Genomic DNA, 22,168 nt, shown 5'->3' with positions numbered 1-22,168 from the left:
CCAATCAGTAAGATTTTGCTTGACTTAGTCAGCATAACCGTAAAAAATGGAATCTCATTTCGAAAGGAAGGCGCGCGCATGGCTTGCGCCCGACGGTTGGGCCGCGCTGCTGTGACAGCAACGCCCGCGCCCGCAAGGCGTTCCGGCATGGAACACCTGCCTGGCGTCAGCCGGCGGCACTTTCGAGTCCCCTCTCTCAGGTTCTAGCACGGCCCTCGGAATGGCTAGAACTTTTTAAGGCGCCACGGCAACGTGGCGCCTTTTTTTTCGTCCACGCAGTAAGGATTGGCGTGTGCCCAGACGCGGCCGTAGACGTCCCTTAGGGACGCGGCTCTGCAGTATGCAAGAGGTGTTATGCGCAATGCATTTCACTGCGCGATTGCGGTGGGGAGGCTTGACCGTGCTTGCGTTGACCCAGTACGGCCTAGCGTGACACGAGCGATACCGTTGCGATTCCGAGAATCGTCATTAGCAGAGAAGCTGCGACGTGGATGGCGATCTCGCTGGCGGCCCAGCCGAAGCGTCCCTCCTGCATGCGCTGCACCACCTCGGCGGAGAAGGTGGAGAAGGTGGACAGGCCGCCCATCAATCCGGTGATCACGAACAGGCGCCACTCGGGCGCCAGCCCCGGCCAGCGGCCGAAGAAGGCCACGGCCACGCCGATCACGTATCCGGCAATCACATTAGCGGCAAGGGTGCCGAGAGGGAGAAGGGGAAATACCGCGTTCAGACGGATACCGAGGAACCAGCGGAACAACGAACCCAATGCACCGCCGATACCCACAGCCAAAATGGACCAATACATGGAAGACGCCTGGCAAAGTCGGAATGTCGACAAAACCGGAATGAGCGCAGACGCGGCTGCGTCCGCAGACATCCGGGCAAACAGGCATCATCAGCCCCACGTGGGCGGTTAAGGGAGAATGCCATCTCCAGCGCGCAATTTTATCATTGCCGCGCTCATGTGGGGACAGGTGGGGGCGCCGGGTTCCGCCGGGCCGTTCATGCCACTTGCATGGATTTGTCACGCCCCGCGCGTCTTTCGGGTCTTCCCACGCTGCCTGGCGGCTCGTCGTATTGACGGCCTTTGTCAACTACGCAAAACGCCGACATAATGTACCGTCCCCAGCGCGGCCTGCCGGGCTCTCGAACTACTGCGCGTACGCATGAGACTGACAACCAAAGGGCTGTTGCTGATCGCGATTCCGGCCGTGTTCGAGCTTGCGCTGCTCTCGGCGCTGGTGAAGGCACAGGTGGACACCACCCAGGAAGAGCGCTGGGCGGCCCATAGCGAGGACGTCCTGCGCCAGACCTCGGCGATTCTGGAGCCGGTGTTGCTTGAGTCGGTGCGGCTGCGCGGGGCTGTTCTCAGCAACAGCGTCGACGTCACGACGCCCGTGGCGCTGTGGATGGATATCGACAGGCGCATCGACCAGTTGAACGATCTGGTCGCCGACAATCCGGCCCAGGTCGAGCGCACTGAGCAAATCCGCCAATCGGTGCAGGCCTACCGGCAGTGGTCGGACCGGGTCCAGGACCTGTTGCGCTCGGGGCGCCGGCGTGACGTCGTCGAGCGTTTCAGCGAGCTGGCGAGTACCGACGTGCTCGATCGCTTCCGCGCCCAGGTCGCGGCATTCCAGAACGAAGAACGTCTCCTCGATGTGCAGCGTTCTACGGAGGCCGAAGCGACGCGTGAACGGCAACAGGTGCTGGTACTGGTTGCCGTGCTCGGTTCGCTGCTGTTTGTCGCGCTAGCTGTGTGGCTCTTTACGCGCGGCGTGCGCGGGCGCCTCGCGCTGCTGTCGGACAACGCGGGCCGGCTGGCCAGCAACGAGCCGCTGGCGCCGGTCGACTCCGGCTCCGACGAGGTCGCCCGGCTCGATCAGACGTTGCATGAAACCAGCCGACGCCTGCTCGAGGCGGAGCGCATCCAGGCGCGCTTCCAGTCCGACCTCGCGCGCCGCGCCAATGAACTGGCGGCCATCAACGAGACGCTGCGTCAGCAGACCCAGGAAAACGAGATGTTCATCTACAGCGTGTCGCACGATCTGCGCGCGCCGCTCGTCAACCTGCAGGGCTTTTCGAAAGAACTGATTCATGCGTGCGACGATCTGCGCGCCGCGGTGCGGCAGTCGTCGCTCACGCCTGAGCGGCGGCAGCATATCGAACGGCTGGTGGACGAAGACATCGGTGAGGCTTTGCATTACCTGCAAACCGCCGTGCTGCGGGCCTCGCATATCATCGACGCGCTGTTGCGGCTCTCGCGCGTTGGACGGGTGGAGTACCGCCGTCAGCAGGTGCGGGTGCGCGATATCGTGCAGCGGGTGATCGACGCGATGCAGGTGTCGATCAGGTCGAAGCGCGCGCGCGTGTTGGTTCATGATCTGCCGTCGGTGTGGGGCGATCCGACCGCGCTTGAGCAGGTCTTCGCGAATCTGGTGGGTAACGCGATCAACTACCTCGATCCGGCGCGCGAAGGACGTGTCGAAATCGGTACGACGCCATCGCCGCCCGGCGTGCATTCGTTGCGCATTTTCTATGTGAGAGACAACGGACTTGGCATTCCGGCCGTCGCGATACCGCGCCTGTTCAACGCTTTTCAGCGCTTGCACGGCAACGTCGCGACCGGCGAGGGGATTGGGCTGGCGCTAGTGCGCCGGGTGGTCGAGCGGCATGGGGGCCGCGTATGGGCGGAGTCGACCGAAGGGGTCGGCACGACTTTCTATCTTTCGTTGCCGGAAGCGGAGTTGCGTACGCCGCGCGAAGAGCCTGAGTTGCTGACGGCCGTCGCGTCGGGACTCAGTATGCGGTGAAGATGCGGCGCGGCTTCAGTAGCTTGCTGCCGCGAATCGACCAGTAACAGCCAAACGCGATCAGCACGAGCGCGCCCACGATGATCGTGTGGGGTGCCGGGCGCATGCCCAGCAGGCCATCCAGTGCGAACAGGCCGCGCACCAGAATCAGCACCGCAGCCCACAATGACAGCGCGGCTTGCACGAGCAGGCGTGTCGCGGTGAAGCGGCGTGCCCGGTTCTCGAGCGACCAGCGCGCGGGTGCGCGGCGGCAGTAGAAGGCAATCGCAAAGAGGGCGACTGCGAGAATGACGATCCAGTCGGTCAGTTCCATCGAAAGGGGCTCCAAAGTCAACCGTCGACTATAGGAAAGCCATTCGTTGCGAACTATCGGACTAGTCTCAAACGCATTGGCGTATCCAATACGAGAGTCTGGTGCTGTGGGAAGTATCTGAATGCTTTGGCAGGGATGCCGGAGGAGGAGGACGGATACGTCGAGGCGGCGCGATTGTCCCCCCGACGTGTAAAGCGGTCTTATAGCTCGATGCGTGTGCCGAGTACCACTAGAAATTGTCTCAGCCATTCGGGATGCGCCGGCCATGCGGGCGCGGTGACGAAGTGGCCGTCGGTGATCGCCGCGTCGACTGGAATGTCGGCGTAGTCGCCGCCGGCAAGCTTCACTTCGGGCGCGCAGGCCGGATAGGCGGAAATCCGCTTGCCGCGAATGACGTCGGCGGCGGCCAGCAGCTGGGCCGCGTGGCAGATCGCGGCGATCGGCTTACGCTGTTCTGCGAACTGACGCACGATGTCGATCACCTTCTGGTTCAGGCGCAGATATTCCGGCGCACGGCCACCCGCGATCGCCAGCGCATCGTATTGGCCGGGATCGACATCGTCGAAGGTCGCGTTCAACGTGAACTGATGGCCAGGTTTTTCGGTGTAGGTCTGGTCGCCTTCGAAGTCGTGAATCGCCGTCTTGATGCGATCGCCTGCCGACTTGCCGGGGCATACCGCGTCGACCACGTGGCCTACGGCCTGCAATGCCTGAAACGGCACCATTGTTTCGTAATCCTCGGCGAAATCGCCTGTCAGGAACAGAATCTTCTTTGCTGCCATCGTATGCCTCCAGTTGAACTGCGGAACACATCGAACGTTCAGCGAGTCTACTCCAACGTGTTTGACAGTACAGCGACGGGCGGTGCAACGCGCGCCTGCGCGTACGCTTGCCGCGCGCGCCGCTTCGCGCGTACCGGCTTTCAGGTGCCCGAGGTGCGGGGCAATCCGCGTGAGGGCGTATCATGGGCCCGTTTCCGTATGCAGAAGCCGCTTACCGCGGTTCAAATCCCACAATGACACTCTTCACTCGCCGATCTGTTGTGCGCCGCGCTGCTGCCGCCTTGCTCCTGCTGGGCGTGCTGGCTGCGTGCCAGAAAAATAACGCTTCGGCTGGGCAGCTTGCCGGCAAGATGGATGACGCCACGCAGCAAGCCGGCCAGGCGATTAACCAGGCTGCGAGCTACGTCGGTCAGCAGGTCGATACGGCGAAGCAGAACATCGAGTCGGCCTCGGCACCGACTATCACCGTCGATCCGTCGGCTCTTGCCTCGGGTGCGCAGGCCAATCTGCAGGGCGCGGCCAGTTCGGCGAGCGCCGAGCTCAACCAGGCAGCATCGTTGACGGGCGCCGGCCTGCAAAGCGCGGGACGCAAGCTGCAACAGTGGTCGGATCAGACGACGGCGGCTTCGTCGGCCTCCGCTGCATCGAGCGACACCGACAGCAGCGACGCGCAAAAGCAAATGGACAAATGACGCGGAGCGTCGTGTAATCGGCGCGCTTCATCCGCAAGATCGCGACGGCGGCGTATTGAGCGCAGCGCAAGCGTTCTAACATTCCGTTACGCATGCAAATCCGTTCCCGCGGCAACTAGGGCTACACTTGGCGTCTCCCGTTTTGTCACGGATTGCCATGAAGTCATGCCAACAGTGGTGTGAGTCCGGGGCTGCGCCGTCTACCGGCGGGCAACGGGCATTTCGCACTGCCTCTTATTTTTTCCGTCGTCTGGATTCCGACCCTTTCCCCCGCGGTGCCGTGCGGACAGCGCGCGCGTGGCTGGCCACGTGGCCGGTCGGCCTGTGGGTCAGCGTGCTGGCGTGCTTTGCGTGTTTCGCGTGGACCCCTGCTGCCGCGCAGGCCGCTGCGGGGCCGGTGATCCCGGCTTTGCAGAGTCTGATCAATAGCGCGACCGCCAATCCGGCTTCGGCGGCATCGGCCGCTGAAGCCGCATCTGCCCCGTCGCCTGCGAGCCAGGCCGAACTGGCCCATTCGCTCGACAGCGTGATCTCGACGCTCGACAACGATCGTCAGCGCACCGCACTCGTCACCCAGTTGAAGAAGCTGCGCGACGTCACTCGCAATGTCGCACCGGCCGCGCCCGCTCAACCGAGTCCGGGTTTGCTGGGTGCGATCGCCTCGGGGATCGCTTCGTTCGAATCCGGCGTGCATCAGGGCCGTACGCCATTGCGCTATTGGGCTGGGCGCTTCAACGCGGCCGGTAACGAGCTCTACACCATCGTCTCGAGCCAGGGGCCGCAGAGTTTCGGCAAGATCCTTTTGGACATGGTGGCGATGCTGGCGGGATGGGGTGCCTGCGCCTGGGTCCTGATCTATCTGCAGCGCCGCTTGCATACGCGCTATGGCGTGGATGCCACGCTCAAGCCGAATCCGTCCGCGGGCGAACTGCTGGTTTTCGCGCTGCGGCGGGTCGGTCCGTGGATCGTGGCCTTCCTTGCCGCGCTCGTGTTTGCGCGCGCCATGCCTGACGCACTCGGCCGCACGCTGGGGATGGTGGTGGCCTACGGCATCGTCGCAGGCGCGATATTTTCTGCGATCTGCCTCATCATGTTTTCGCTGTTCGGCTCGGGCCACCGGCGTGTCGCCGTGCGCGTGCTGATCGAGCATGCGCGCCGTCTGCTGTTTGTGATCGGCGTGTGCGGCGCACTGGGCGATGCCGCGGTGAACTACGACGTGTCCCATCAGCTCGGATCGAATCTGTCCGAGCTGGTATCGACCGTGGCGAACATGACGGCCGCCGTGCTGACCGGGTATTTCGCGCTGGCGTTTCGCCGGCCGGTGGCGCATCTGATCCGCAATCGGGCTTACGAGCCGCGGCATGATCACAAGGCCGCGACCGACGCGTTCGACGTGCTCGCCTCGCTCTGGCATGTGCCCGTGCTGGTGCTGGCAAGTGCGTCGGTGGTTGCGACGATCGGTGGTTCGGGTTCGAACGAGAACGTACTGCAGATCTCGGTGGTGACGGCGCTGTTTCTGGTGCTGGCGTTCTTCATGTCCGCCATCGTGTTGCGCGCAACGCGGCCGCGCAATATTCGCAGGCATCGCCGCTCGCCTTATCTGAGGAGACTGCTGCGCTTCGCGGGCACGCTGGTGACGCTGTTCATCTGGCTGGCGTTTCTGGAACTTGCAGCGCGGCTGTGGGGCGTGTCGCTCGCCAGTGTGATCGAGGAAAACGTCGCGGCGCGGGGTATCGCGCACGCCGTCATGGCGATTTTCGCCACGCTGTTTATTGCTTGGCTGCTGTGGATTCTGATCGATACGGCGATTACCGAAGCGCTCAATCCGAGTGGTCCGCGTAACAAATCGCGCAACGCGAGCACGCGTGCCCGCACCATGCTGCCGCTGGTGCGCAATGCGCTGTTCGTGACCATCGTCACGATCGCCGGCATTGTCACCGCAGCGAATCTCGGCATCAACGTGACGCCGCTGCTTGCCGGCGCGGGCGTGATCGGTCTGGCAATCGGCTTCGGCGCGCAGTCGCTCGTGACCGACCTGATCACGGGCCTCTTCATCATCATCGAGGACACCATCTCGGTGGGCGACTGGATCGATGTCGACGGCGGCCATGCGGGTACGGTCGAGCATCTGTCGATTCGCACCGTGCGGCTGCGCGACGGGCAGGGCGCAATCCATGCCATTCCGTTCTCGCAGATCAAGATCGTGAAGAACCTCTCACGCGATTTTGCCTACGCGGTGTTCGAAGTGCGGATGGGTTTTTCGGCCGACGTCGATCAGGTCACCCAACTGATTCGCGAAGTGGGTGCCGACCTGATGTCCGATTTTCGTTACCGGCGTGAGATGCTCGGCCCGATCGAGGTGTGGGGGCTCGACCGGTTCGACCCGAACTGGATGGTCGTGAAAGGGCAGATCAAGACGCGACCGCTGCAGCAATGGAGTGTGGCACGCGCTTTTAACCTGCGGCTGAAGCGCAAGATGGATGAAGCCGGTATCGAGATTCCAGTGCCGCAGATGCGGATTTTCACGTCGTCGAAGGATAGCGAAGGGCAGCCGTTGCCGGAGGATGAAGCACCCGTGCATGTTCAAACCACGGAGCACGCTCATGCGGTGCACGGCGGGCAAAGCGGACGTCCAGCGGAGTTGGCGGTGGCAGGGGCGCGGGACGTCTCGCACGAACCGCGGCCGGCGCCGCCGTCAACCGGCACTGCGCCGGTTGCACCTCAGATTCCCACCGCGGGTGATGCGGGGAAAAGTTAGACGCGCGTTTGGCGTCTTAGGGAGGGCGGAGTGCTCTGAGGGGCTTAGGGCCGTCTCAGGCGACCGCGGGTTCCACCACGGGTAGTGCGCGATCGCCGACCTCGAGCAGATCGTTCACGTGGGTGCCGATCTGGGATCCTTCGACCCCGTAGATATGCAGCGAGACGGCGGGGGCGTCGCTAGCATTGCCCAGCCGATGGATGCCACTGTATCCGGCCCGCACAAACGACACGGCACCGCTCGCGCGCGGATGTGAGCGGGTTTCGCTGGCTCGCTGCTGTGACTCGTTCCACTCGTACACCGTCTCCGACAAGGCGCCGTCGAGCACGGCATAACCGCACCACGTCCGATGGGCATGAACGGGGCTTGCCTGCCCAGGCATCCAGACCAGTGCGGCGATGGCATAACGGCCGTGCGGATCCGCCGCCAGCAGATGACGCCGGTACGACTCTGCAGATCCCTCACGCTGAGCCGGCGCGAGCAGCGCCGGGTCTGCCGCGGCCTCGGCGAGTGCCGTGCGGATGCTACGTGCAAACGCCGCGCGTTGCGACGGGTCGGCAGCATCGGCGGACTGCGCGAAGGCGGCGTCGAGCGCGTTGCACAGGCGTTCCAGCGTTCGCGGGGAGTGGTCGGCGGGCGACAGGTAGGTCTCGTGGCTCATAAAGGGCTGTTCAGGCGCTTGAATTCGGTTATCGGATCGGGATATTTATACCGGTTTGCGCGGAGAAAGAGTTTTCATATAATTCCCCTTGAAATCGAAAAAGTAGAATAATTTTCTAGATGGGGGTGTGTATGGGAATGGATATCATCGATCGCAAGCTGCTCGAGTTGCTCCAGGTCGACGCGACCATGCCGATCGCCGAACTGGCGCAGCGCGTGAACCTGTCGCAGACGCCGTGCTGGAAGCGGCTTCAGCGGCTCAAGGAAGCGGGTGTGATCCGTGCCCAGGTCGCGCTATGCGACGCGCGCAAGCTTGGGGTGGGCACGACGGTGTTCGTCGCGGTGCGGACCAACCAGCACACGGAAGAATGGGCCGCCACATTTACGCGCGCCGTGCAGGCGATTCCCGAGGTGGTCGAGGTGTACCGGATGAGTGGCGAGACCGACTATCTGCTGCGGGTGGTGGTGTCGGATATCGACGATTACGACCGGGTATACAAACTGTTGATTGGCGCTGTGCCGTTGTATGACGTGAGCTCGAGCTTTGCGATGGAGCAGATCAAGTATTCGACGGCGCTGCCGGTGAGGTATACGGGGTAGCGGCCGGTTTATGGTCACGCTGCCTACGGCGTTGCCGCACCGGTCCAGCCGGTTCTTTAGTTGATACGCATGAGGGCAAGTGCCGGGTCAATCTCCTTGTCCGTCAGACCGTATTTCGCCATACGGGTCCGATGATCGGCGGAGCCCAAGTATGAGCGAAGTTGTTCGTTGACCGCGTCGCGCAGCCGATCATTGCCCTTGTTGAAGGAAAACGCGCCGACCGGAGAGCGTTGTCCGTCGCCATCAGCAGGGACGTGTGCCACGGCATCGAATTCCCCGCCGCCAATGCGGGCCGACAAAATGCGGTTCCCTAACGCGGTACTCGCGTACGCATCGATTGCACCCGAGCGCAGCGCCTCGATCGCCTCAGGCTGCTCGTCGAAGATAACGAATTGATCTTCTCGCACGCCGGACGCTCTCGCCGACTCGTGTTGCACCTGTCCGGCGATGATCCCAAGGCGCGCATCATCCATTGCCGCTACAGAGGCATAGCTATCGAGCGATTTCGGATTGCCCGCCCGGACCAGAAATCCGTCGCCGATGCCCCAGACCGGCAAGCTGAATGCGACGTGCGCGGCGCGCTCAGGTGTAACGAAGAGCGGGACATTCATATCCCAGCGACCCGCCTCGACGCCGGGTAGCAGTTCGTTGAAGGTCGTCAGGTGGTAGTCGATATGCGTGACCCCGATCGCCGTGAGAACCGCTTCCGCGAGTTCAATGTCCGCGCCGGTCGCAGCTTGCACCGAATCGGTCCAGCCGAACGGAGGTTCTTCTATGTACGCGATCGTGACGTTCATTGTGTTCTCGCAGAAGGAAGCAGATGGGTCGAAGTCGGGCGACCGACAATTCTACTTCCTTTGCGAAACAGATGATTTTGTTCGGTTACCTAACTGATAAAGGTCGCTTGCGCTCAGGTTATCGATTCGACGTTCGGCCCAATGAAGCACGAAATAGGTCGCTTCATTCTCGTTCTGAAACAGTACATGGCGAGGCGCGTAACTGATCGAGGACGGGTTTCTGACGTCTCCCCGATCAATGGAAACCGCCGCCAGATAACCGCCGAACTTTCCTCGAGTGATTGCGCAATAAATCACGTAGCCGCGGTAGTAACACTTTGTCGTGGCCTGGTACATGGAGGGACTCTGAATGTCGTCTGTGACAACGTAGCACAGCGAATGAATTCACACACCTGACGGTTTGATCATCTAACTTTCCCGAGGTTACACGTCGGCAACAAGCCAATAACGCGCGAACGGAGAACGCCGTGGCGCCTGGTCACGGCAGTCCCGCACCGTTCGCAACAGGCAACTCGGACTGCACGTTGTCGTCATCGTTGCCAGCGGCGACGCGGCTCCCGTTTGCAAGCGCGCCGACACCGTTAGGTGCGTCCGATGCATCGCATATCTGGACAAGCACACCGACGTCGAGTTTGGTGAAATCCGGAGCTGAGTCAGTGGGAAAAGCGCGTGCGTCTCGGGACGCATCATCTGTGCGGAAAACGGACGGCTGGGTTCGACCGTCTGGCGTGATCAGCAAGCGAAAGACGGCAAGCGGCTGAGAGTCGGGCACGTTCCGCCAGCGATGAATCAGCGCGGGCCAGCGCGGGCGAATAGGGTAGCGTGCACGCCGCGGTCGCTGGCGCAGGATGGCCGAAGATGCGGCCGCGCCGGGAGACAGATAATGTTTCAACGGGTACCTCTTCTCAATCACCTTGAAAAGGCGACTCTCTCCGCGCTGTGGCGGTTCTCGAGCACGTCGTCAATCAAGTCTTCTGCCCACCTGAGCATGTAGTAGATCGCCTGACGGCTCTCCAGAAACAGGACGTTGTAGGGTGAGTGCTCGACAATGAGCGGGGAGTCGCAGTGAAAGCGACCGATCTCCGTGATCGCGCGAAAGGCGCCTGAGTCTTTTCGAACAGCGGCGCAGCACACGACATATCCACGATAGGAGTAGAAGAAGTTGGTCCTGTCCACATGTCCTCCGTTTCGATCAGCCGACTCGCACAAGCGAATCGATTTAACTCAACTGCTAAGGCCCGGCGGTCCAAACGATCTATGGGTCGAATGAAGCCGGTTACGTATGAATAAAGAAGCTGTTTAAATGGCCTGCACACGAATAGAAGTGCGATTTACGATTCGGAGTGCTTTTTATAATTTTTTAATCAGCTATTTTTGCCAAAGTTAGCACGACATCGTTCGAGAGGTTCCTGATAAATCTGTCAGGAAATGACTACGCTAGTGCTACAGTCTTCGCGGCTTTGTGCCGTTACAAAAAAAGAGGCCCGCTGGGAGCGGGCCTTAACACATATGTTGAGAAAAACCGCGCCGCTACGAGGGAGTGAAGCAGCGCAATAGCATTCTACCGAGCGACAGAAGCGATAGCGGTTCTGGTAATCCGCCGTAAGTAAAGTCGCGAAATTCTGCGCGCGGCGGGAAGCGAAGTTTTAGTTAGCTAACCTTGGAAAAAAGATGTCGAAGAGGACGACATATGGGATACGCCATTGATCTGGATCGTTATAGTTGTCCGCCGCCACGCACAATACAAAATCAAGCGCGGGAAACAAAAGGGATGCATCGCTCGTCCAGGCAAACCGATGGTTTCGTAAGACACGCCGGGCGAGTTACTTCCTGCCTTTTTTCGGAATCAGAAGGTGTGCCAGTTCCTGCAGGAACCGGACAGGCCCCTCTGCGTGCAGCGCCTGTCCGCTGCTGAGTGCGCCGTCAATGATCGTGCCCAGCCGTAAAGCGAAAGTCTCCGGCTCGTCGACGCGTAAGGCGTGTGCCAGTTCCCCGAGCCGCCGGCGCAATTCTCGCTTGTGCGCCACCGCGACCTTGCGCGCCGGATGGTTCTCGTCGGCATATTCCGCGGCAATGTTGATCTGCGGGCAGCCGCGATAGCCCGGACGCGCAATGCGTTCGCCGATCCATTGGAGCTGTGCGTCCAGTTCCTCGCGCGGCGCCCCTTTGTGCTGCGCCGCAACCGTGTCCCAATGCTGCCAGAAGTCTTCGTCCTCAAGCAGAAGAAAGGCCTCGATCAGGTCGTCCTTCGTTCCGAAGTGACGATACAGGCTCGTCTTGGCGACGCCGGCACGCTCCACGATAAGGTCGACGCCCACTGCGCGCGTCCCCTCGCGATAGAAAAGCTCGCTGGCGGTTCGCAGAATGCGCTCGCGCGTGTCAGGTGCGAGCGTGCGCGCTTGTTCTCGCTTGTTCATTCGGGCTCAACCTCGAAGAGTTTCTTTGCTGCAACAGGGTTTGATCATAGCAGCCGGTAGTGAATGGCGCTACAGATCTGTATTGACGACGCTACGGACCTGTATTATAAAACAGACAGGTCTGTATCGTTGTCAAATCTGACGAGGAGTGAAGTCCATCATGAATAATCGAATGACTGTTGCGGTTTACGGGGCCACAGGCCACACGGGGAGCTTTGTTGTTGCGGAATTGATGCGGCGTGGCTTTGGCGTGGTGCGGATAGGGCGTAACGCGGCGCGCTTGACGCAAAGCAGCGTGCGGGACTCGACTCCATTCCGAGTGGCAGCAGTCGATGACCCTGAACAACTCGACTCGGCGCTTCGCGGCACGGACGCCGTTATCAACTGCGCGGGCCCTTTTCTCGATACGGCGTTGCCGGTCGTCGATGCTGCGTTGCGCGCCGGGATCCCTTATCTCGACGTGACGGCGGAACAGGCCGCGCTCCAGGCGTTGATCGAGCATCGCGACACGCGGGCACGCGCTGCTGGCGTGACGCTTATCCCTGCAGCGGCGTTTTACGGCGGGCTCGCCGATCTGCTCGTTACGGCAACCGCAGACAAAGACAAGCGGCTCGACAGGGTGGATATCGCCATCGGTCTGGACAGTTGGCATCCGACGCCTGGAACACGCCTCACGGGCGCACGCAATCGCGCGACACGGCTTATCCAGGGGCAGGGAACACTGGCGCCTGTACCGCAGCCTGTACCCGAAGGCGTGTGGTCATTTCCATCGCCGTTCGGCAACATGGACGTCATGATGCTTCCCTTTACGGAGGTGCTCACGGTCTCGCGTCATCTGGATGTTGACACCGTCGAGTCCTGGCTCGCTGTTTCGGCCCTGCGTGACATTCGCGATCCGAATACACCCGCACCTCGCGCGCATGATGAGCAGGGGCGGTCGGCTCAACAATTCGTTGTGGACATCGTGATCGCGCAGGGTGGAGTGACGCGCCGTGTCACCGCGACGGGGCGTGACATCTATGCGGTGAGCGCACCGATTGTCGTCGAGGCGACTGAGCGTTTGCTGAGCGGCAAGGGCGTGTTGCGGGGCGGCGTCGCAAGCCTTGGAGAACTGTTCGATGTGAGGGATTTTCTTGCGGCGCTCGACACGGTGACGGTGTCCCATGAAGCGGTGCCGAGCCCGATATTCGAGATGGGAACGGGTGTGCGCGAACGGCAATGACAGGGGCCACATTCGCTATCGAGCCGGCGCGCAGAAACCGCGACTCATCAGAGAAGGGCGTATTCCGCAAGCCCCGCGCAAGCCGGGTGGGCGTAGAATGCCAGGCTTCCTGGTCATTCATTTACACGAGAGTCGAGCTGCCTCATGAACGAACCGCGCAAGAAGAACCCGACCTTTGGCATCGCCGTGTTTATCGTGATCGCAGTCCTGGTTGTGATTGCCACGCTGTTGTACAACGCGATCAGTGGAAAGCGCGAATTCGACCGTGAAAACGCCGTGGCGCCCAGCGTCGCCTCGGCCGCAGCGGCGGCTGCCGGTGCGAGCGGCGCATCGCAGTGAAGCGCTGCGCGGCACCGCCGCGCTTTCGTTGGCGGCTGCACTTCGCTTTCGCTGTGGGAGAGCACAACCGGCGTGTCACCTTGGTCGCTGGCGGATGCGGCCTATCGACCTATGCGTCCGGCAGACGAATCACGCTGGCATCCCTACGGATCAGATTCGCGGCCGTGAGCATCTGCTTGCATTGATGCGACAGCAGTTTCAGCTCATGCACGGCCTCCGCCGGATAGTCTGCCGATTTCTCAGCCTCGATCACCATCTCATCGAGATCGCGCGCAAGCTGTTTGGTCAAGTCGGCCTGATTCGCGGGCGGTGCGGTGCCTGCCTCGGCTTCCGTAAGATTGTCCCGGACGACACTCAGTACGCGTTGTAGCGGCTGCAGGGAGACGCTTTCCGGCTGCTGCGCCGAGGTGCGCAACAACGGCGCCGCTGCTGTGATCTGCGAGGCCAGCACGTGACTGCGCACTAGCAGGTCATTCAGTTCAGGGACGAACTTTTGCGCTGTCTTGGGCTCGAGCATCATGCGCTGGAACGCCTGTCCCAGATTGGCGAACGCGACGTGCACGTTCTTGCGGGCGAGACGGTAGCGGTAGTCGCGTTCGAGCGCGACGGCTGCGGCTGAAGCGGCGGACGTGGCGGCTGGAGCCGCGGCAGCCGCCGCAGCCGCAGTGCTGGTTGCGCCGTTGCCGTTCGCCCCAACCGCAGCAAGCTGCGCTGTGCCAAAGTTGGCGCCGCCGAATCCCGCTGTACCAAAGCTGGCAGCCACGGGACTCGCCGACGGATCGGCCATCGCCGCAGCGGGCGCCCGCGCACCGGCTTCCGTCACCACCTCGGTGGCGACGGTCGTGGGCTTGCCGCTCCACCACCAGCTTGCTTCGAGATACTGACGGGTGGCGGCAATCATGCTGTTGACGAGCTTGCCCATCAGCCGGTATTCCCAGTAGGGGAACAGATGACTGGCGGCAATCGCGATGGCACAGCCGATCACGGTATCGATAGCCCGTTCGCCGATGATCCGCATGCTGCCCGGCGCGAGCAGGTGGAACATCAGCAGCACATACGCCGAGGTGAACACGACGCTCGCGGCGTAGTTGAACAGCAGGAGGCTGTAGCTCATCACCATCGAGGCGAACATCACGACGAGCAGAATGTGCGGACTCTTGACGAACACCATCAGCGCGATACTCGCCGCACAGCCGATCAGCGTGCCGATAATCCGCTGTCCGTTGCGCTGCTTGGTCAGCGAATAGCCTGGCTTCAGGATGATGACGGTGGTCATCACGATCCAGTACGCATTGGTGAGCGGCAACAGCCGCCCGAGCCAGAAACCGATAGCCACCGCAATCGTCACGCGCAGCGCGTGACGAAAGCTCGGCGAAGCCATGGTCAGGTTCGAGAAGATCTGCCCGAACGGCACGCGCCGGCTCGATACGAAGCGAGACAGCGCCTGGTCCAGACGAAGTTCGGTTTCCGTGGTGCGCGCCTCGCTGGAGAGGCTCTGGCGCATCTTGTCGATCAGCCGTGTCGCGCTCCACAGACGCCTGAACGTAGCCGAGACCGCCGAATAGGCCTCGGGATTTTTCGCCGGCATATCGTGCTTGCGCATCAGTTCGATCTCGAACTCGATGGCGCGCAATTCGGCCTTCACGTTGATGCGGCTGCGCGGCGGGTGATTCTGCAGGACGGCAAGGCCGATTTCTTCCAGGTCGGAGGCGGCCTTGCGGATCAGGTCGCGATAGAAGGTGAGCATGTCCGAGCCGCCGAACGTGTTGCGCACCATGGGGTAATCGGTATGCGCGCCCACGAATAGCTCGTGGAGATCCACCGTATTGATGAACAGGTTGAAGAGCATGGCGCGGCGCGGTTCGAGCTTGCCGCTCTTGAGCTTGGGCAGGTTGCGCAGCACGATGTCGCGGGCGGCGTCCTGACGTTCGACCGCGGCGATTTGCCGGGCGACCAGATTGCGGTAGCAGTCGTCGAGGTCGTTCTCGAGATCGTAGAAGTCGGAGCGCGCGAGCAGGTAGTCCGCGCAGGCGAACACGCTTTCGGCGAGCGCCTGCTGTTCGATACGATGCAGTTGCCAGCGGCTGACGAACGTGGACCAGTAGGTGTACCAGAGGCCGCCCGCCAGAATCCACGCCGCATTGACGAGCGCCTGTAGCGGCGTGAAGTGCTCTTCAAGCGTCATGATCATCATGAAGAGCGTAGCGAAGCTGATCTGCGGCCAGCGGTTGCCGTACACGACGATCAGCGACAGCACGAAGGTCAGCGGCACCACGGTGCACCACAGCGCCACCGGGTTGACGGTGGCGATGCCGGTAGCGAGCGCGGACAGAAAGCCGATCACGCTGCACGCCAGCATTTCGTTGTGCTTGTACTTGAGCGGCCCCGGCATATCGACCACGCACGCGCCGAGCGCGCCGGTCGCGATCGTGAAGCCTAGCTCCTGGTTATGAAACAGAAGCAGGCACACGATAGCCGGTAACGACACGCCGACCGCGATCCGCAGGCCGCCATAAAAGTACTGGCTATATAGGAATTTTTTGATCTCGACCGAATAGCGCATCGACTGCCTGGAGTTTGCGTACCACGACAAAAATGAGGCTGCAGGGAAGCCCTAAACCGATGATGAGTCTAACTGATTTTAGGGCTCAACTGACCTCGTCCGTTCGGCCAGGTTTCGTCGCGTGGATGCGTTTGTTATGCTGTCTCTCAAGGTTTGGGGCTAGCCCGCCCAATGCTGCTTAGCCGGGCATGCTGTTCGCCTGCACGCCGCCGCCGGCGCGGTCGCGCAATTTCTTGCGATACCACAGCGTCCAGGCCAGCAGGCCGCCATAGATGCCGTAGCCGATGAACGGAGAGACTACCAGGAAGCGTTCGATCGGCCAGGTCCAGGCCATCCACGAACGTATTGCCGTTTCGCCGGTGAGGCCCACGCCCCATACGGCGGTCATCATGCGCATGGAGGAGGCGAAAGCGGGGCGCTCGTTCCACAGCGCGTCGATGCGTGCGCCGCCGCCAGCCACTTCGCGCGCCACAGTGGCACGTGCGAGGTAGAAGATCAGCGGCCGGGGCATCGGCAGCGAGAGCAGGAAAGCCACGCCGACTGCGCCGGACACCAGCGACTCGCGCAACAGCAGCATGCGCGGGCTGCCGCCCAGCGCCATCGCGCCGATCGACAGCACAATGCCGAGCAGCACGATCACGCTGAGGGCGTCGACGCGCCGAAAGCGAGCCAGTTCGACGAGGCTCCAGATCACCGGCGGCACGGCCGAAGCGATCAGGCCGCCGGTCTCGCCCCAATGGGGCGCCGCGAGCCGGTACGCGAGCCATGGCAGCAGCAGGTTGACCGCCAGTTCGAGCAGGAAAGCGGGGCGCAGTTTCATTCTGATTTACGTTGTAAGCGATGGGTGCGAGTATCGGCGAGGCAGGGGCAGGCGGCAACCGTTTTTCTGCATTGGGCCGGCTTGCCTATGGCGGAGCCCGGGTGGAATCGGCTCCCTATGCGCAAGCTCTTTGGTTTGTTTTGATGTGCGTGTTTTGATGCGCAAGACGCCCTCAGGGCGCATGTGTACACTTGCGTGTTCGTTGCTCCATACCATGCCATGACATCTCGCTATCCGATCCCGCCCAATGAAATCGAACTGACCGCTGTGCGCGCGCAAGGGGCCGGTGGGCAGAACGTCAACAAGGTGTCGAGCGCGATACATCTGCGCTTCGATGTGCGCGCGTCGTCGTTGCCCGACGTCCTGAAGATGCGGCTCCTTGCGCTGTCGGATCGCCGGCTGACGCGTGACGGTGTCGTCATCATCAAGGCCCAGGAGTATCGCACCCAGGAGATGAATCGTGCGTCGGCACTGGCGCGGCTCGACGAACTGATTCAGAGCGTCAGTGTCACCCGCACCCCACGTGTCGCAACGCGGCCCACGCGGGCGTCGAACCGGCGCCGGCTCGAAACCAAGGCGCATCGCAGCGAGATCAAGTCCGGCCGCGGCGGGCGCATCGACGATTGAACCGGACTGGACCTCAACGCTTGCGCGTGACGGGCGCGTTGCGGGCCGTGGGAATGAAATCGACGCACAGGATCGTTGTCTCGCCGTTGCGCTCGAGTGTGACGGCTGCGGTGTAGCAGTCTTCGCCGTCGATCAGCGAGTAGTGCGGGCCCATCATGGCAACCCGGCCAGGTGCGGCTAGCGCATGCTTGAAGTAGGCCCGGCGCGACCAGTTGCTGCGCGTCGTCGCCAATAGCGGCGCGAGCCGCTCGGGCGGCGCAGGTACCGATGGCGCACAGATCGACGGAGAGGTTTGCTCCCCTTGCGCATCCGTGACGAACACCCGGCGCGCCTCCGGAATCGAAAAGACGAACTGGGCAGCCTGCGCCAGATCGCCGTTCGCCGCGAAGCTGCCCGCTGCCGCCAGGACGGCTTCTGCGAATCCTTCGAAGCCAAGTCGCTGGTGACGCGCGTACTTGCGTTCGTAGTCGGCGAACTTGCGCCACATCGAGTCGATCAGCGCGGGCACGCGCTCGCAGGCAGCCTGTACCGAGCCCTTCGGCTGGCCCAGCCAGAACCCCTGGACGAAGTCCACGTCGGCCTGCATCAGGATCATCAGCTCATCGTCGGTCTCGACGCCTTCGGCCAGCACCAGCGTCCCCGATTGGTGCAGCATGGCGATCAGGTGGCCGATCAGAGATTCCTCGCCCTGGCGTTTGCCTGCGCGGGCCACCAACGAACGGTCGAGCTTGACGATGTCGGGGCGGAAGCGCCACACCCGGTCGAAGTTCGAAAAGCCGGTGCCGAAGTCGTCGATGGCGATCAGGAAGTCGCGTGGTTGAGAGGCGCTCAGCATGCTGGCCACCGCCGATTCATCGTCGGCCGGCTGCTCGAGCACTTCGATGACGATGCGTTCCTGAGGCAGTCCGAAGTGTGCAGACAGTTCGTCGATAAAAGCGCGTTGCGGCCAGCCGGTTTCGAACACTTGCGGCCGCGTGTTGAGGAACAGCCACCCCACCGGGACGTTCTGCTCCATGAAGTTGGCCACATGCAGGCAACGGCAGATACGGTCAAGCTCGCGTGCTTCGCTCGCCGAGCGTGTGCCCGAAAACAGCACATCCGGCGTGACGGGCAGCCCGACGGGATCGAAGGCCCGCAACAGCGCTTCATAACCGACTATGCGTTGATGGGTGATCGAGAGTACGGGCTGAAACACGCTATGCAGCGTCAGTGCCCGCCATGTGGCGGTCCAGCCGCTCTCGTCGCGCACCAGATGGGGCAGAAGTCCGGTCAGCGTCAGTTCTTCGACGGTGGGCATGGTGGCGTGGTCTCAGGCGTGCGATGCGGCACAACGAAGTCCTGCGCCGCACCGGAACTGGGCCGTGGCGTTGGCAGGGCGAAGACGCTGCCCGAAGAGACGGAGCTCGATTCCAGCCACGCTGGCCTCCGACTAATAGGTCGAAAAACAGTCTAGCAGTTCGAACTTCGCGTGAATGTACGGGTTATCACACACGCGCAAGGCCGTCTGCGTATGGGAATAACGGTAGCACGGGGGTGTGGAGGCTGCCCGCCAAAGTCGAGGTCGGGTCTCTCTCCGACGCCGGATTTTTGGGCATTTGTGCAGATGTTTGCGGCGGCAACGCGATGCACGCAAGCATGCCCGCATGCAGTTCATGAGGCGGCAGATGTCCTGCTCTTTGCTAAACGGAACTCAGCACGGCGGAAGGCGCGGAGATGGCAATTCCGTCGGGGAAACCGGGCGGCGAAAAAAACGTTTCACCCGTTTCGCCCGCCGTCTGTCTGCAATGCTTAGTGCGTCGACTGCGGTACGTCGAGAATCAGGATGATGGTCCAGTCCGCATCGCCATCGTGGTGATACTGGCGTTCCGCGACAATAAACGGTTGTTGTTTGCCATCGGGGCCGAGGAACAGCACGTCGCCCTCCATCGGCAAACATTCAACCGGTGGCAGCGCAAGGTACGCTTCCTGACCGCCGCGCGGCATCAGTTTTTCGATCTTGCGGGATGCCGCTTCGGTCCATTCGATGTCAAGCTGGATGTTGCTCATTCTGTCCTCCGCACCAGGGTGCGCACGGGTTGGGGGTGGTTCTTCGGTGCGCGACTTTAGCATACCGCCTGCGCGCGGCAGACAACAAAAAGCCGAAGCTGGCATGACCGGCTTCGGCTTTTCGACCTTCGCTGAGCGGCTGCGCAGGGCAGCCAAACGGTCAGGTGCGGGCCACGTGCAATTATTGGCTGGCCGCGTCAGGCTTTGCCGCTTTCATATGATGCGGCGCCTTCTTGTGTTCCATCTTGTGATGCATGGCCGGCATGGAAGAATGCTGGCTTTCCGCAGCTTGTTGCTGGGCTTGCAAATCTTGGGCACGTTGTTCGACGTCGGCGGCCTTGGCCGGATCGGTACTCATCGTGACGCCGTTGTCGGTCTGTGCATACGCTGCGCCCGTCAGGGCCGAGAGGGAAACCAGGATCGCCAGGGACACTTTCTTCATCGTTACCTCCGTAGAGTGGTTGTGGCTAGGTACTGCCTGTCCGATCAGGAAGGACAGTGCATTCTAGCGAGCAATATCCGCCCCAACAGAAGCTTTGTAACAGTTTTGACGGATAGTTACATTTGCTTACGTTTGCGGCCTATTTCCGGGATGACAGGCGATATGCAACGGGCGTTATTGCCGCGTGGCGAGCCCGCCCCTGGGCAGTGTCGGAAGAAGCTGCGCGGTCTCGACGCCGCCAGCTTGCCGCCGCTTTCGGGGGTATGCGGCGGGCGGCTCGCAAATAAGTACGTATAACTAACTAAAAGCGTGAAGCGTCGATGCGCGGCGGCCGCCACGCGCACGACCGCCGCACTTAGAACCACCCGAGCCACCGGTACACATGAAACTGCGCAATGCCGACCAGTTCATGCAACGCAATCTCCGCGTTGACGAAATTCTCGTAACGCGGCAGCAGTCCGACGCGTACATGGCGCGTATTGGAGATGACGGGTTCAGGCGCGAGTCCGAAGCGATGGAAATCGAGCAGCGCGCGCGGCATCTGAAACGCGGACGTGACCAGGATCAACGAATCGTAGTGCTGCGCCTGCAGGAGCGCGGCCACGTCACGGGCGTTCTCGTAGGTCGTGAGACTGCGGTTTTCGAGGGTGACGTCTGCACGCGGTACCTGCCTCTGCAGCAGGTAGGGCAGGTAGGTATCGGCTTCCGACGCTTCGTGCCTCTGCGGGTTGCCGCCGCTGATGATGACTTCGCAAAGTGCGCCGGTTCGTTTGCATGCCGAATAGATTTCGGCGCTCGTCGCGATCCGCGCCAATGCGTCACGCTTCGGGACCAGTTTATGATCGTCGTCATAGTAGGTGCCGCTGCCTAGCATCACAATCACCGTGTGCGCGCCGTACTTTGGGGGCGTCAGGGGTTGCGGATTGCGTTGGGCCCAGTCGAGCAGCGGCGCTGCTAGCCAGCCCGCCGCAAACAGCCAGAAGAGGGCCATAACGGCCAGTGCGAGCGGGACGCGCGCTCGCCTCGTTAGCAGAATTGCTGCAAAAAAAAGCGCCAATAAAGTGAATAGAATCAATTTAAATGGGGTAACGTATGGTTTTTGGGGACATTCACGCCTGCCGCTATCGCGCCACCTCGGTCGCATCATAGGCACGTGAAAAGGACGCTAGCACGAGGTTCGATCGGGGACCCCAAAACATGGAATAACAGGTGGCGCCTGGCGGGAGACGGTGGCATCGCCCTTGCGATGCGCTTCCTGCCATGGGTGGGTGCTACGCGCGTCACTGGTGGCGCGGTGATGTGCTGCGCAAAGATGTGTCATGGGCTGCACTTTAAGAAAGAAGTGAGATGACCACGTATTCCAACGAAGCAGTTCTTGAAGCGCTGCGGCGGGCGCAATACCGCCAGGTCCCGTGGGCCCGGCGCCCGGGTGTATTCGAATATCTTCGCGCGCTCGGCTTGATGGAGACGGTTCGGCAACGCACGGTTGCACCTGCTCCGGGTTTTCATGCGCCGGTCGACATCGCTGTGCTGACCGACCGGGGCCGGGCCGAATTTGCCCGCCTCGAGCGCGATGAGCGTTCGCTGAACTGGACCGCGCGCAGGATGAACGATTACGTTGCCGCGGAGAGACGTACGGCGGATCTGGAAGTTCGCCCGTAGGTCAAACTGCGCTGTTCGAGGACAGGCGCCGGCGCGTCGCCGCCGGTGCTTTGGCATTGCTGCGCACTTTCGCAAATCCGCAAAAAAAGCCCGTATCGCAAGGATACGGGCGTACCGGAATTACTACTGCCACGCTGTGCTGATGGCATAGATGAGACTGGCTCGAGTCCCGCTGGTTCCCACGAATGCTCGCGAATTCCTGCGATTCTCCGCAAGGTTTACCCGCGTCAGGGCTGTCTGTTTCGCAATCGATTCAGGGCTTTCGTGCAGAGCCCGCTGACGCGTCGTTTTAATGACGGCGTTGCTCGCTCTCGCGCGGCGGCTCCGGCCGCGTGCGTACATTACTTGCAATGTCGCCGCGCAAATCGCCGCGCGGTGCGGGCGGAGTGAATTCCCGAGGGCGCTCGCCCTGTTGCCACGTCTCGAGCGAGGCAGTACGGTCAGGCCGCCAGTTCCAACCTTGGGACCTTTGCTGTGCGAAGGTAGGTGCGGCAATCAATGAAACGACAATGCCGCACAGAAGCAGTGACATTGGTTTCATGCTGGGCTCCATTCAAACCCGTTGGCTTGGGTTTTTGTGCATACTCATACGGTATGCTCAGGAGCGAAAGCACG

The 22,168-nt window shown here is 61.8% G+C and carries 22 protein-coding genes and 1 riboswitch; of the genes, 8 read left to right on the top strand and 14 right to left on the bottom strand.

Annotated features, from left to right (window positions below):
* Positions 1–424: 424 nt before the first annotated feature.
* A complete protein-coding gene (gene crcB / locus BUS06_RS15185) occupies positions 425–805 on the bottom strand; it encodes a fluoride efflux transporter CrcB (protein ID WP_074265013.1) in 381 nt (126 codons plus the stop codon).
* Between the two features lie 74 nt (positions 806–879).
* A riboswitch (Fluoride riboswitch) is annotated at positions 880–943 on the bottom strand.
* A gap of 223 nt (positions 944–1,166) precedes the next feature.
* Here crcB and BUS06_RS15180 point away from each other — a divergent pair.
* Positions 1,167–2,813 carry a sensor histidine kinase gene (locus BUS06_RS15180; protein ID WP_074265012.1) on the top strand — a complete coding sequence of 549 codons (1,647 nt, stop codon included), beginning with the start codon at positions 1,167–1,169 and terminating at the stop codon, positions 2,811–2,813.
* Here BUS06_RS15180 and BUS06_RS15175 read toward each other — a convergent pair.
* Positions 2,800–3,126 carry a hypothetical protein gene (locus tag BUS06_RS15175; RefSeq protein WP_074265011.1) on the bottom strand — a complete coding sequence of 109 codons (327 nt, stop codon included), beginning with the start codon at positions 3,124–3,126 and terminating at the stop codon, positions 2,800–2,802. The genes BUS06_RS15180 and BUS06_RS15175 overlap by 14 nt on opposite strands.
* 200 nt (positions 3,127–3,326) lie before the next feature.
* Positions 3,327–3,908, bottom strand: a complete 582-nt coding sequence (locus BUS06_RS15170; RefSeq protein WP_074265010.1) for a DJ-1/PfpI family protein — start codon at positions 3,906–3,908, stop codon at positions 3,327–3,329.
* Between the two features lie 233 nt (positions 3,909–4,141).
* Here BUS06_RS15170 and BUS06_RS15165 point away from each other — a divergent pair, with 233 nt between their 5' ends.
* Positions 4,142–4,600 carry a BCAL1086 family glycoprotein gene (locus BUS06_RS15165; protein WP_074266106.1) on the top strand — a complete coding sequence of 153 codons (459 nt, stop codon included), beginning with the start codon at positions 4,142–4,144 and terminating at the stop codon, positions 4,598–4,600.
* Between the two features lie 157 nt (positions 4,601–4,757).
* Positions 4,758–7,358, top strand: coding sequence for a mechanosensitive ion channel family protein (locus tag BUS06_RS15160; RefSeq protein ID WP_074265009.1), 2,601 nt, complete (start codon positions 4,758–4,760; stop codon positions 7,356–7,358).
* A gap of 55 nt (positions 7,359–7,413) precedes the next feature.
* Here the strand turns inward: BUS06_RS15160 and BUS06_RS15155 are convergent, their stop codons facing one another.
* Positions 7,414–8,019 (bottom strand): cysteine dioxygenase family protein, encoded by a 606-nt coding sequence (locus BUS06_RS15155; RefSeq protein ID WP_074265008.1) that lies wholly within the window; start codon positions 8,017–8,019, stop codon positions 7,414–7,416.
* A gap of 131 nt (positions 8,020–8,150) precedes the next feature.
* Between BUS06_RS15155 and BUS06_RS15150 the strand changes: the two genes are divergently transcribed.
* Positions 8,151–8,618 carry an Lrp/AsnC family transcriptional regulator gene (locus BUS06_RS15150; protein ID WP_074265007.1) on the top strand — a complete coding sequence of 156 codons (468 nt, stop codon included), beginning with the start codon at positions 8,151–8,153 and terminating at the stop codon, positions 8,616–8,618.
* 56 nt (positions 8,619–8,674) lie between these two features.
* Here the strand turns inward: BUS06_RS15150 and BUS06_RS15145 are convergent, their stop codons facing one another.
* The 3 genes from BUS06_RS15145 to BUS06_RS15130 form a co-directional block, all read right to left on the bottom strand.
* Positions 8,675–9,415 (bottom strand): transporter substrate-binding domain-containing protein, encoded by a 741-nt coding sequence (locus tag BUS06_RS15145; RefSeq protein ID WP_074265006.1) that lies wholly within the window; start codon positions 9,413–9,415, stop codon positions 8,675–8,677.
* A 909-nt stretch (positions 9,416–10,324) separates the two neighbouring features.
* Complete coding sequence (locus BUS06_RS15135) at positions 10,325–10,591, bottom strand: hypothetical protein (protein WP_074265004.1); 267 nt, start codon at positions 10,589–10,591, stop codon at positions 10,325–10,327.
* 647 nt (positions 10,592–11,238) lie between these two features.
* A complete protein-coding gene (locus tag BUS06_RS15130; protein WP_074265003.1) occupies positions 11,239–11,832 on the bottom strand; it encodes a TetR/AcrR family transcriptional regulator in 594 nt (197 codons plus the stop codon).
* A 160-nt stretch (positions 11,833–11,992) separates the two neighbouring features.
* Between BUS06_RS15130 and BUS06_RS15125 the strand changes: the two genes are divergently transcribed.
* Both BUS06_RS15125 and BUS06_RS15120 read left to right on the top strand, forming a co-directional pair.
* On the top strand, positions 11,993–13,054 hold the full coding sequence (locus BUS06_RS15125; RefSeq protein WP_074265002.1) for a saccharopine dehydrogenase family protein: 1,062 nt from the start codon (positions 11,993–11,995) through the stop codon (positions 13,052–13,054).
* 144 nt (positions 13,055–13,198) lie between these two features.
* A complete protein-coding gene (locus BUS06_RS15120; protein WP_074265001.1) occupies positions 13,199–13,393 on the top strand; it encodes a hypothetical protein in 195 nt (64 codons plus the stop codon).
* A gap of 109 nt (positions 13,394–13,502) precedes the next feature.
* On the opposite strand, the gene BUS06_RS15115 is transcribed toward BUS06_RS15120, so the two are convergent.
* Both BUS06_RS15115 and BUS06_RS15110 read right to left on the bottom strand, forming a co-directional pair.
* The gene (locus BUS06_RS15115) at positions 13,503–15,956 is read right to left on the bottom strand and encodes an FUSC family protein (protein ID WP_074265000.1); all 2,454 of its coding nucleotides are present in this window, start codon (positions 15,954–15,956) and stop codon (positions 13,503–13,505) included.
* 178 nt (positions 15,957–16,134) lie between these two features.
* The gene (locus tag BUS06_RS15110) at positions 16,135–16,776 is read right to left on the bottom strand and encodes a VC0807 family protein (RefSeq protein WP_074264999.1); all 642 of its coding nucleotides are present in this window, start codon (positions 16,774–16,776) and stop codon (positions 16,135–16,137) included.
* Positions 16,777–16,995: 219 nt separating this feature from the next.
* Here BUS06_RS15110 and arfB point away from each other — a divergent pair, with 219 nt between their 5' ends.
* Complete coding sequence (gene arfB, locus BUS06_RS15105; protein WP_074264998.1) at positions 16,996–17,403, top strand: alternative ribosome rescue aminoacyl-tRNA hydrolase ArfB; 408 nt, start codon at positions 16,996–16,998, stop codon at positions 17,401–17,403.
* 13 nt (positions 17,404–17,416) lie between these two features.
* On the opposite strand, the gene BUS06_RS15100 is transcribed toward arfB, so the two are convergent.
* The 4 genes from BUS06_RS15100 to BUS06_RS15085 all read right to left on the bottom strand — a co-directional run bounded on the left by BUS06_RS15100 (position 17,417) and on the right by BUS06_RS15085 (position 20,966).
* Positions 17,417–18,700 (bottom strand): sensor domain-containing phosphodiesterase, encoded by a 1,284-nt coding sequence (locus tag BUS06_RS15100; RefSeq protein WP_074264997.1) that lies wholly within the window; start codon positions 18,698–18,700, stop codon positions 17,417–17,419.
* Positions 18,701–19,191: 491 nt separating this feature from the next.
* Positions 19,192–19,449 (bottom strand): DNA-binding protein, encoded by a 258-nt coding sequence (locus BUS06_RS15095; RefSeq protein WP_074264996.1) that lies wholly within the window; start codon positions 19,447–19,449, stop codon positions 19,192–19,194.
* A 181-nt stretch (positions 19,450–19,630) separates the two neighbouring features.
* Positions 19,631–19,891: a hypothetical protein gene (locus BUS06_RS15090; RefSeq protein ID WP_074264995.1), complete on the bottom strand. Its 261-nt coding sequence runs from the start codon at positions 19,889–19,891 to the stop codon at positions 19,631–19,633.
* A gap of 355 nt (positions 19,892–20,246) precedes the next feature.
* On the bottom strand, positions 20,247–20,966 hold the full coding sequence (locus BUS06_RS15085) for a YdcF family protein (protein ID WP_429287537.1): 720 nt from the start codon (positions 20,964–20,966) through the stop codon (positions 20,247–20,249).
* A 272-nt stretch (positions 20,967–21,238) separates the two neighbouring features.
* Between BUS06_RS15085 and BUS06_RS15080 the strand changes: the two genes are divergently transcribed.
* Positions 21,239–21,553: a hypothetical protein gene (locus BUS06_RS15080; protein WP_074264994.1), complete on the top strand. Its 315-nt coding sequence runs from the start codon at positions 21,239–21,241 to the stop codon at positions 21,551–21,553.
* 289 nt (positions 21,554–21,842) lie between these two features.
* On the opposite strand, the gene BUS06_RS15075 is transcribed toward BUS06_RS15080, so the two are convergent.
* The gene (locus BUS06_RS15075; RefSeq protein ID WP_074264993.1) at positions 21,843–22,094 is read right to left on the bottom strand and encodes a hypothetical protein; all 252 of its coding nucleotides are present in this window, start codon (positions 22,092–22,094) and stop codon (positions 21,843–21,845) included.
* Between the last annotated feature and the right edge of the window lie 74 nt (positions 22,095–22,168).

Source organism: Paraburkholderia phenazinium (genome assembly GCF_900141745.1).
In the GTDB taxonomy this organism is placed as follows: domain Bacteria; phylum Pseudomonadota; class Gammaproteobacteria; order Burkholderiales; family Burkholderiaceae; genus Paraburkholderia; species Paraburkholderia phenazinium_B.
This window is presented reverse-complemented; position numbering and strand designations above follow the sequence as displayed.

Excerpts from the sequence above, each read along its gene's own strand:
- arfB (WP_074264998.1), top strand. The coding sequence starts at position 16,996 with ATGACATCTCGCTATCCGATCCCGCCCAATGAAATCGAACTGACCGCT.
- BUS06_RS15110 (WP_074264999.1), bottom strand. The coding sequence starts at position 16,776 with ATGAAACTGCGCCCCGCTTTCCTGCTCGAACTGGCGGTCAACCTGCTG.
- BUS06_RS15090 (WP_074264995.1), bottom strand. The coding sequence starts at position 19,891 with ATGAAGAAAGTGTCCCTGGCGATCCTGGTTTCCCTCTCGGCCCTGACG.
- BUS06_RS15125 (WP_074265002.1), top strand. The coding sequence starts at position 11,993 with ATGAATAATCGAATGACTGTTGCGGTTTACGGGGCCACAGGCCACACG.
- BUS06_RS15150 (WP_074265007.1), top strand. The coding sequence starts at position 8,151 with ATGGGAATGGATATCATCGATCGCAAGCTGCTCGAGTTGCTCCAGGTC.
- BUS06_RS15175 (WP_074265011.1), bottom strand. The coding sequence starts at position 3,126 with ATGGAACTGACCGACTGGATCGTCATTCTCGCAGTCGCCCTCTTTGCG.
- BUS06_RS15180 (WP_074265012.1), top strand. The coding sequence starts at position 1,167 with ATGAGACTGACAACCAAAGGGCTGTTGCTGATCGCGATTCCGGCCGTG.
- BUS06_RS15075 (WP_074264993.1), bottom strand. The coding sequence starts at position 22,094 with ATGAAACCAATGTCACTGCTTCTGTGCGGCATTGTCGTTTCATTGATT.
- BUS06_RS15080 (WP_074264994.1), top strand. The coding sequence starts at position 21,239 with ATGACCACGTATTCCAACGAAGCAGTTCTTGAAGCGCTGCGGCGGGCG.
- BUS06_RS15155 (WP_074265008.1), bottom strand. The coding sequence starts at position 8,019 with ATGAGCCACGAGACCTACCTGTCGCCCGCCGACCACTCCCCGCGAACG.
- BUS06_RS15145 (WP_074265006.1), bottom strand. The coding sequence starts at position 9,415 with ATGAACGTCACGATCGCGTACATAGAAGAACCTCCGTTCGGCTGGACC.
- BUS06_RS15170 (WP_074265010.1), bottom strand. The coding sequence starts at position 3,908 with ATGGCAGCAAAGAAGATTCTGTTCCTGACAGGCGATTTCGCCGAGGAT.
- BUS06_RS15100 (WP_074264997.1), bottom strand. The coding sequence starts at position 18,700 with ATGCCCACCGTCGAAGAACTGACGCTGACCGGACTTCTGCCCCATCTG.
- crcB (WP_074265013.1), bottom strand. The coding sequence starts at position 805 with ATGTATTGGTCCATTTTGGCTGTGGGTATCGGCGGTGCATTGGGTTCG.
- BUS06_RS15120 (WP_074265001.1), top strand. The coding sequence starts at position 13,199 with ATGAACGAACCGCGCAAGAAGAACCCGACCTTTGGCATCGCCGTGTTT.
- BUS06_RS15160 (WP_074265009.1), top strand. The coding sequence starts at position 4,758 with ATGAAGTCATGCCAACAGTGGTGTGAGTCCGGGGCTGCGCCGTCTACC.
- BUS06_RS15165 (WP_074266106.1), top strand. The coding sequence starts at position 4,142 with ATGACACTCTTCACTCGCCGATCTGTTGTGCGCCGCGCTGCTGCCGCC.
- BUS06_RS15130 (WP_074265003.1), bottom strand. The coding sequence starts at position 11,832 with ATGAACAAGCGAGAACAAGCGCGCACGCTCGCACCTGACACGCGCGAG.
- BUS06_RS15115 (WP_074265000.1), bottom strand. The coding sequence starts at position 15,956 with ATGCGCTATTCGGTCGAGATCAAAAAATTCCTATATAGCCAGTACTTT.
- BUS06_RS15095 (WP_074264996.1), bottom strand. The coding sequence starts at position 19,449 with ATGAGCAACATCCAGCTTGACATCGAATGGACCGAAGCGGCATCCCGC.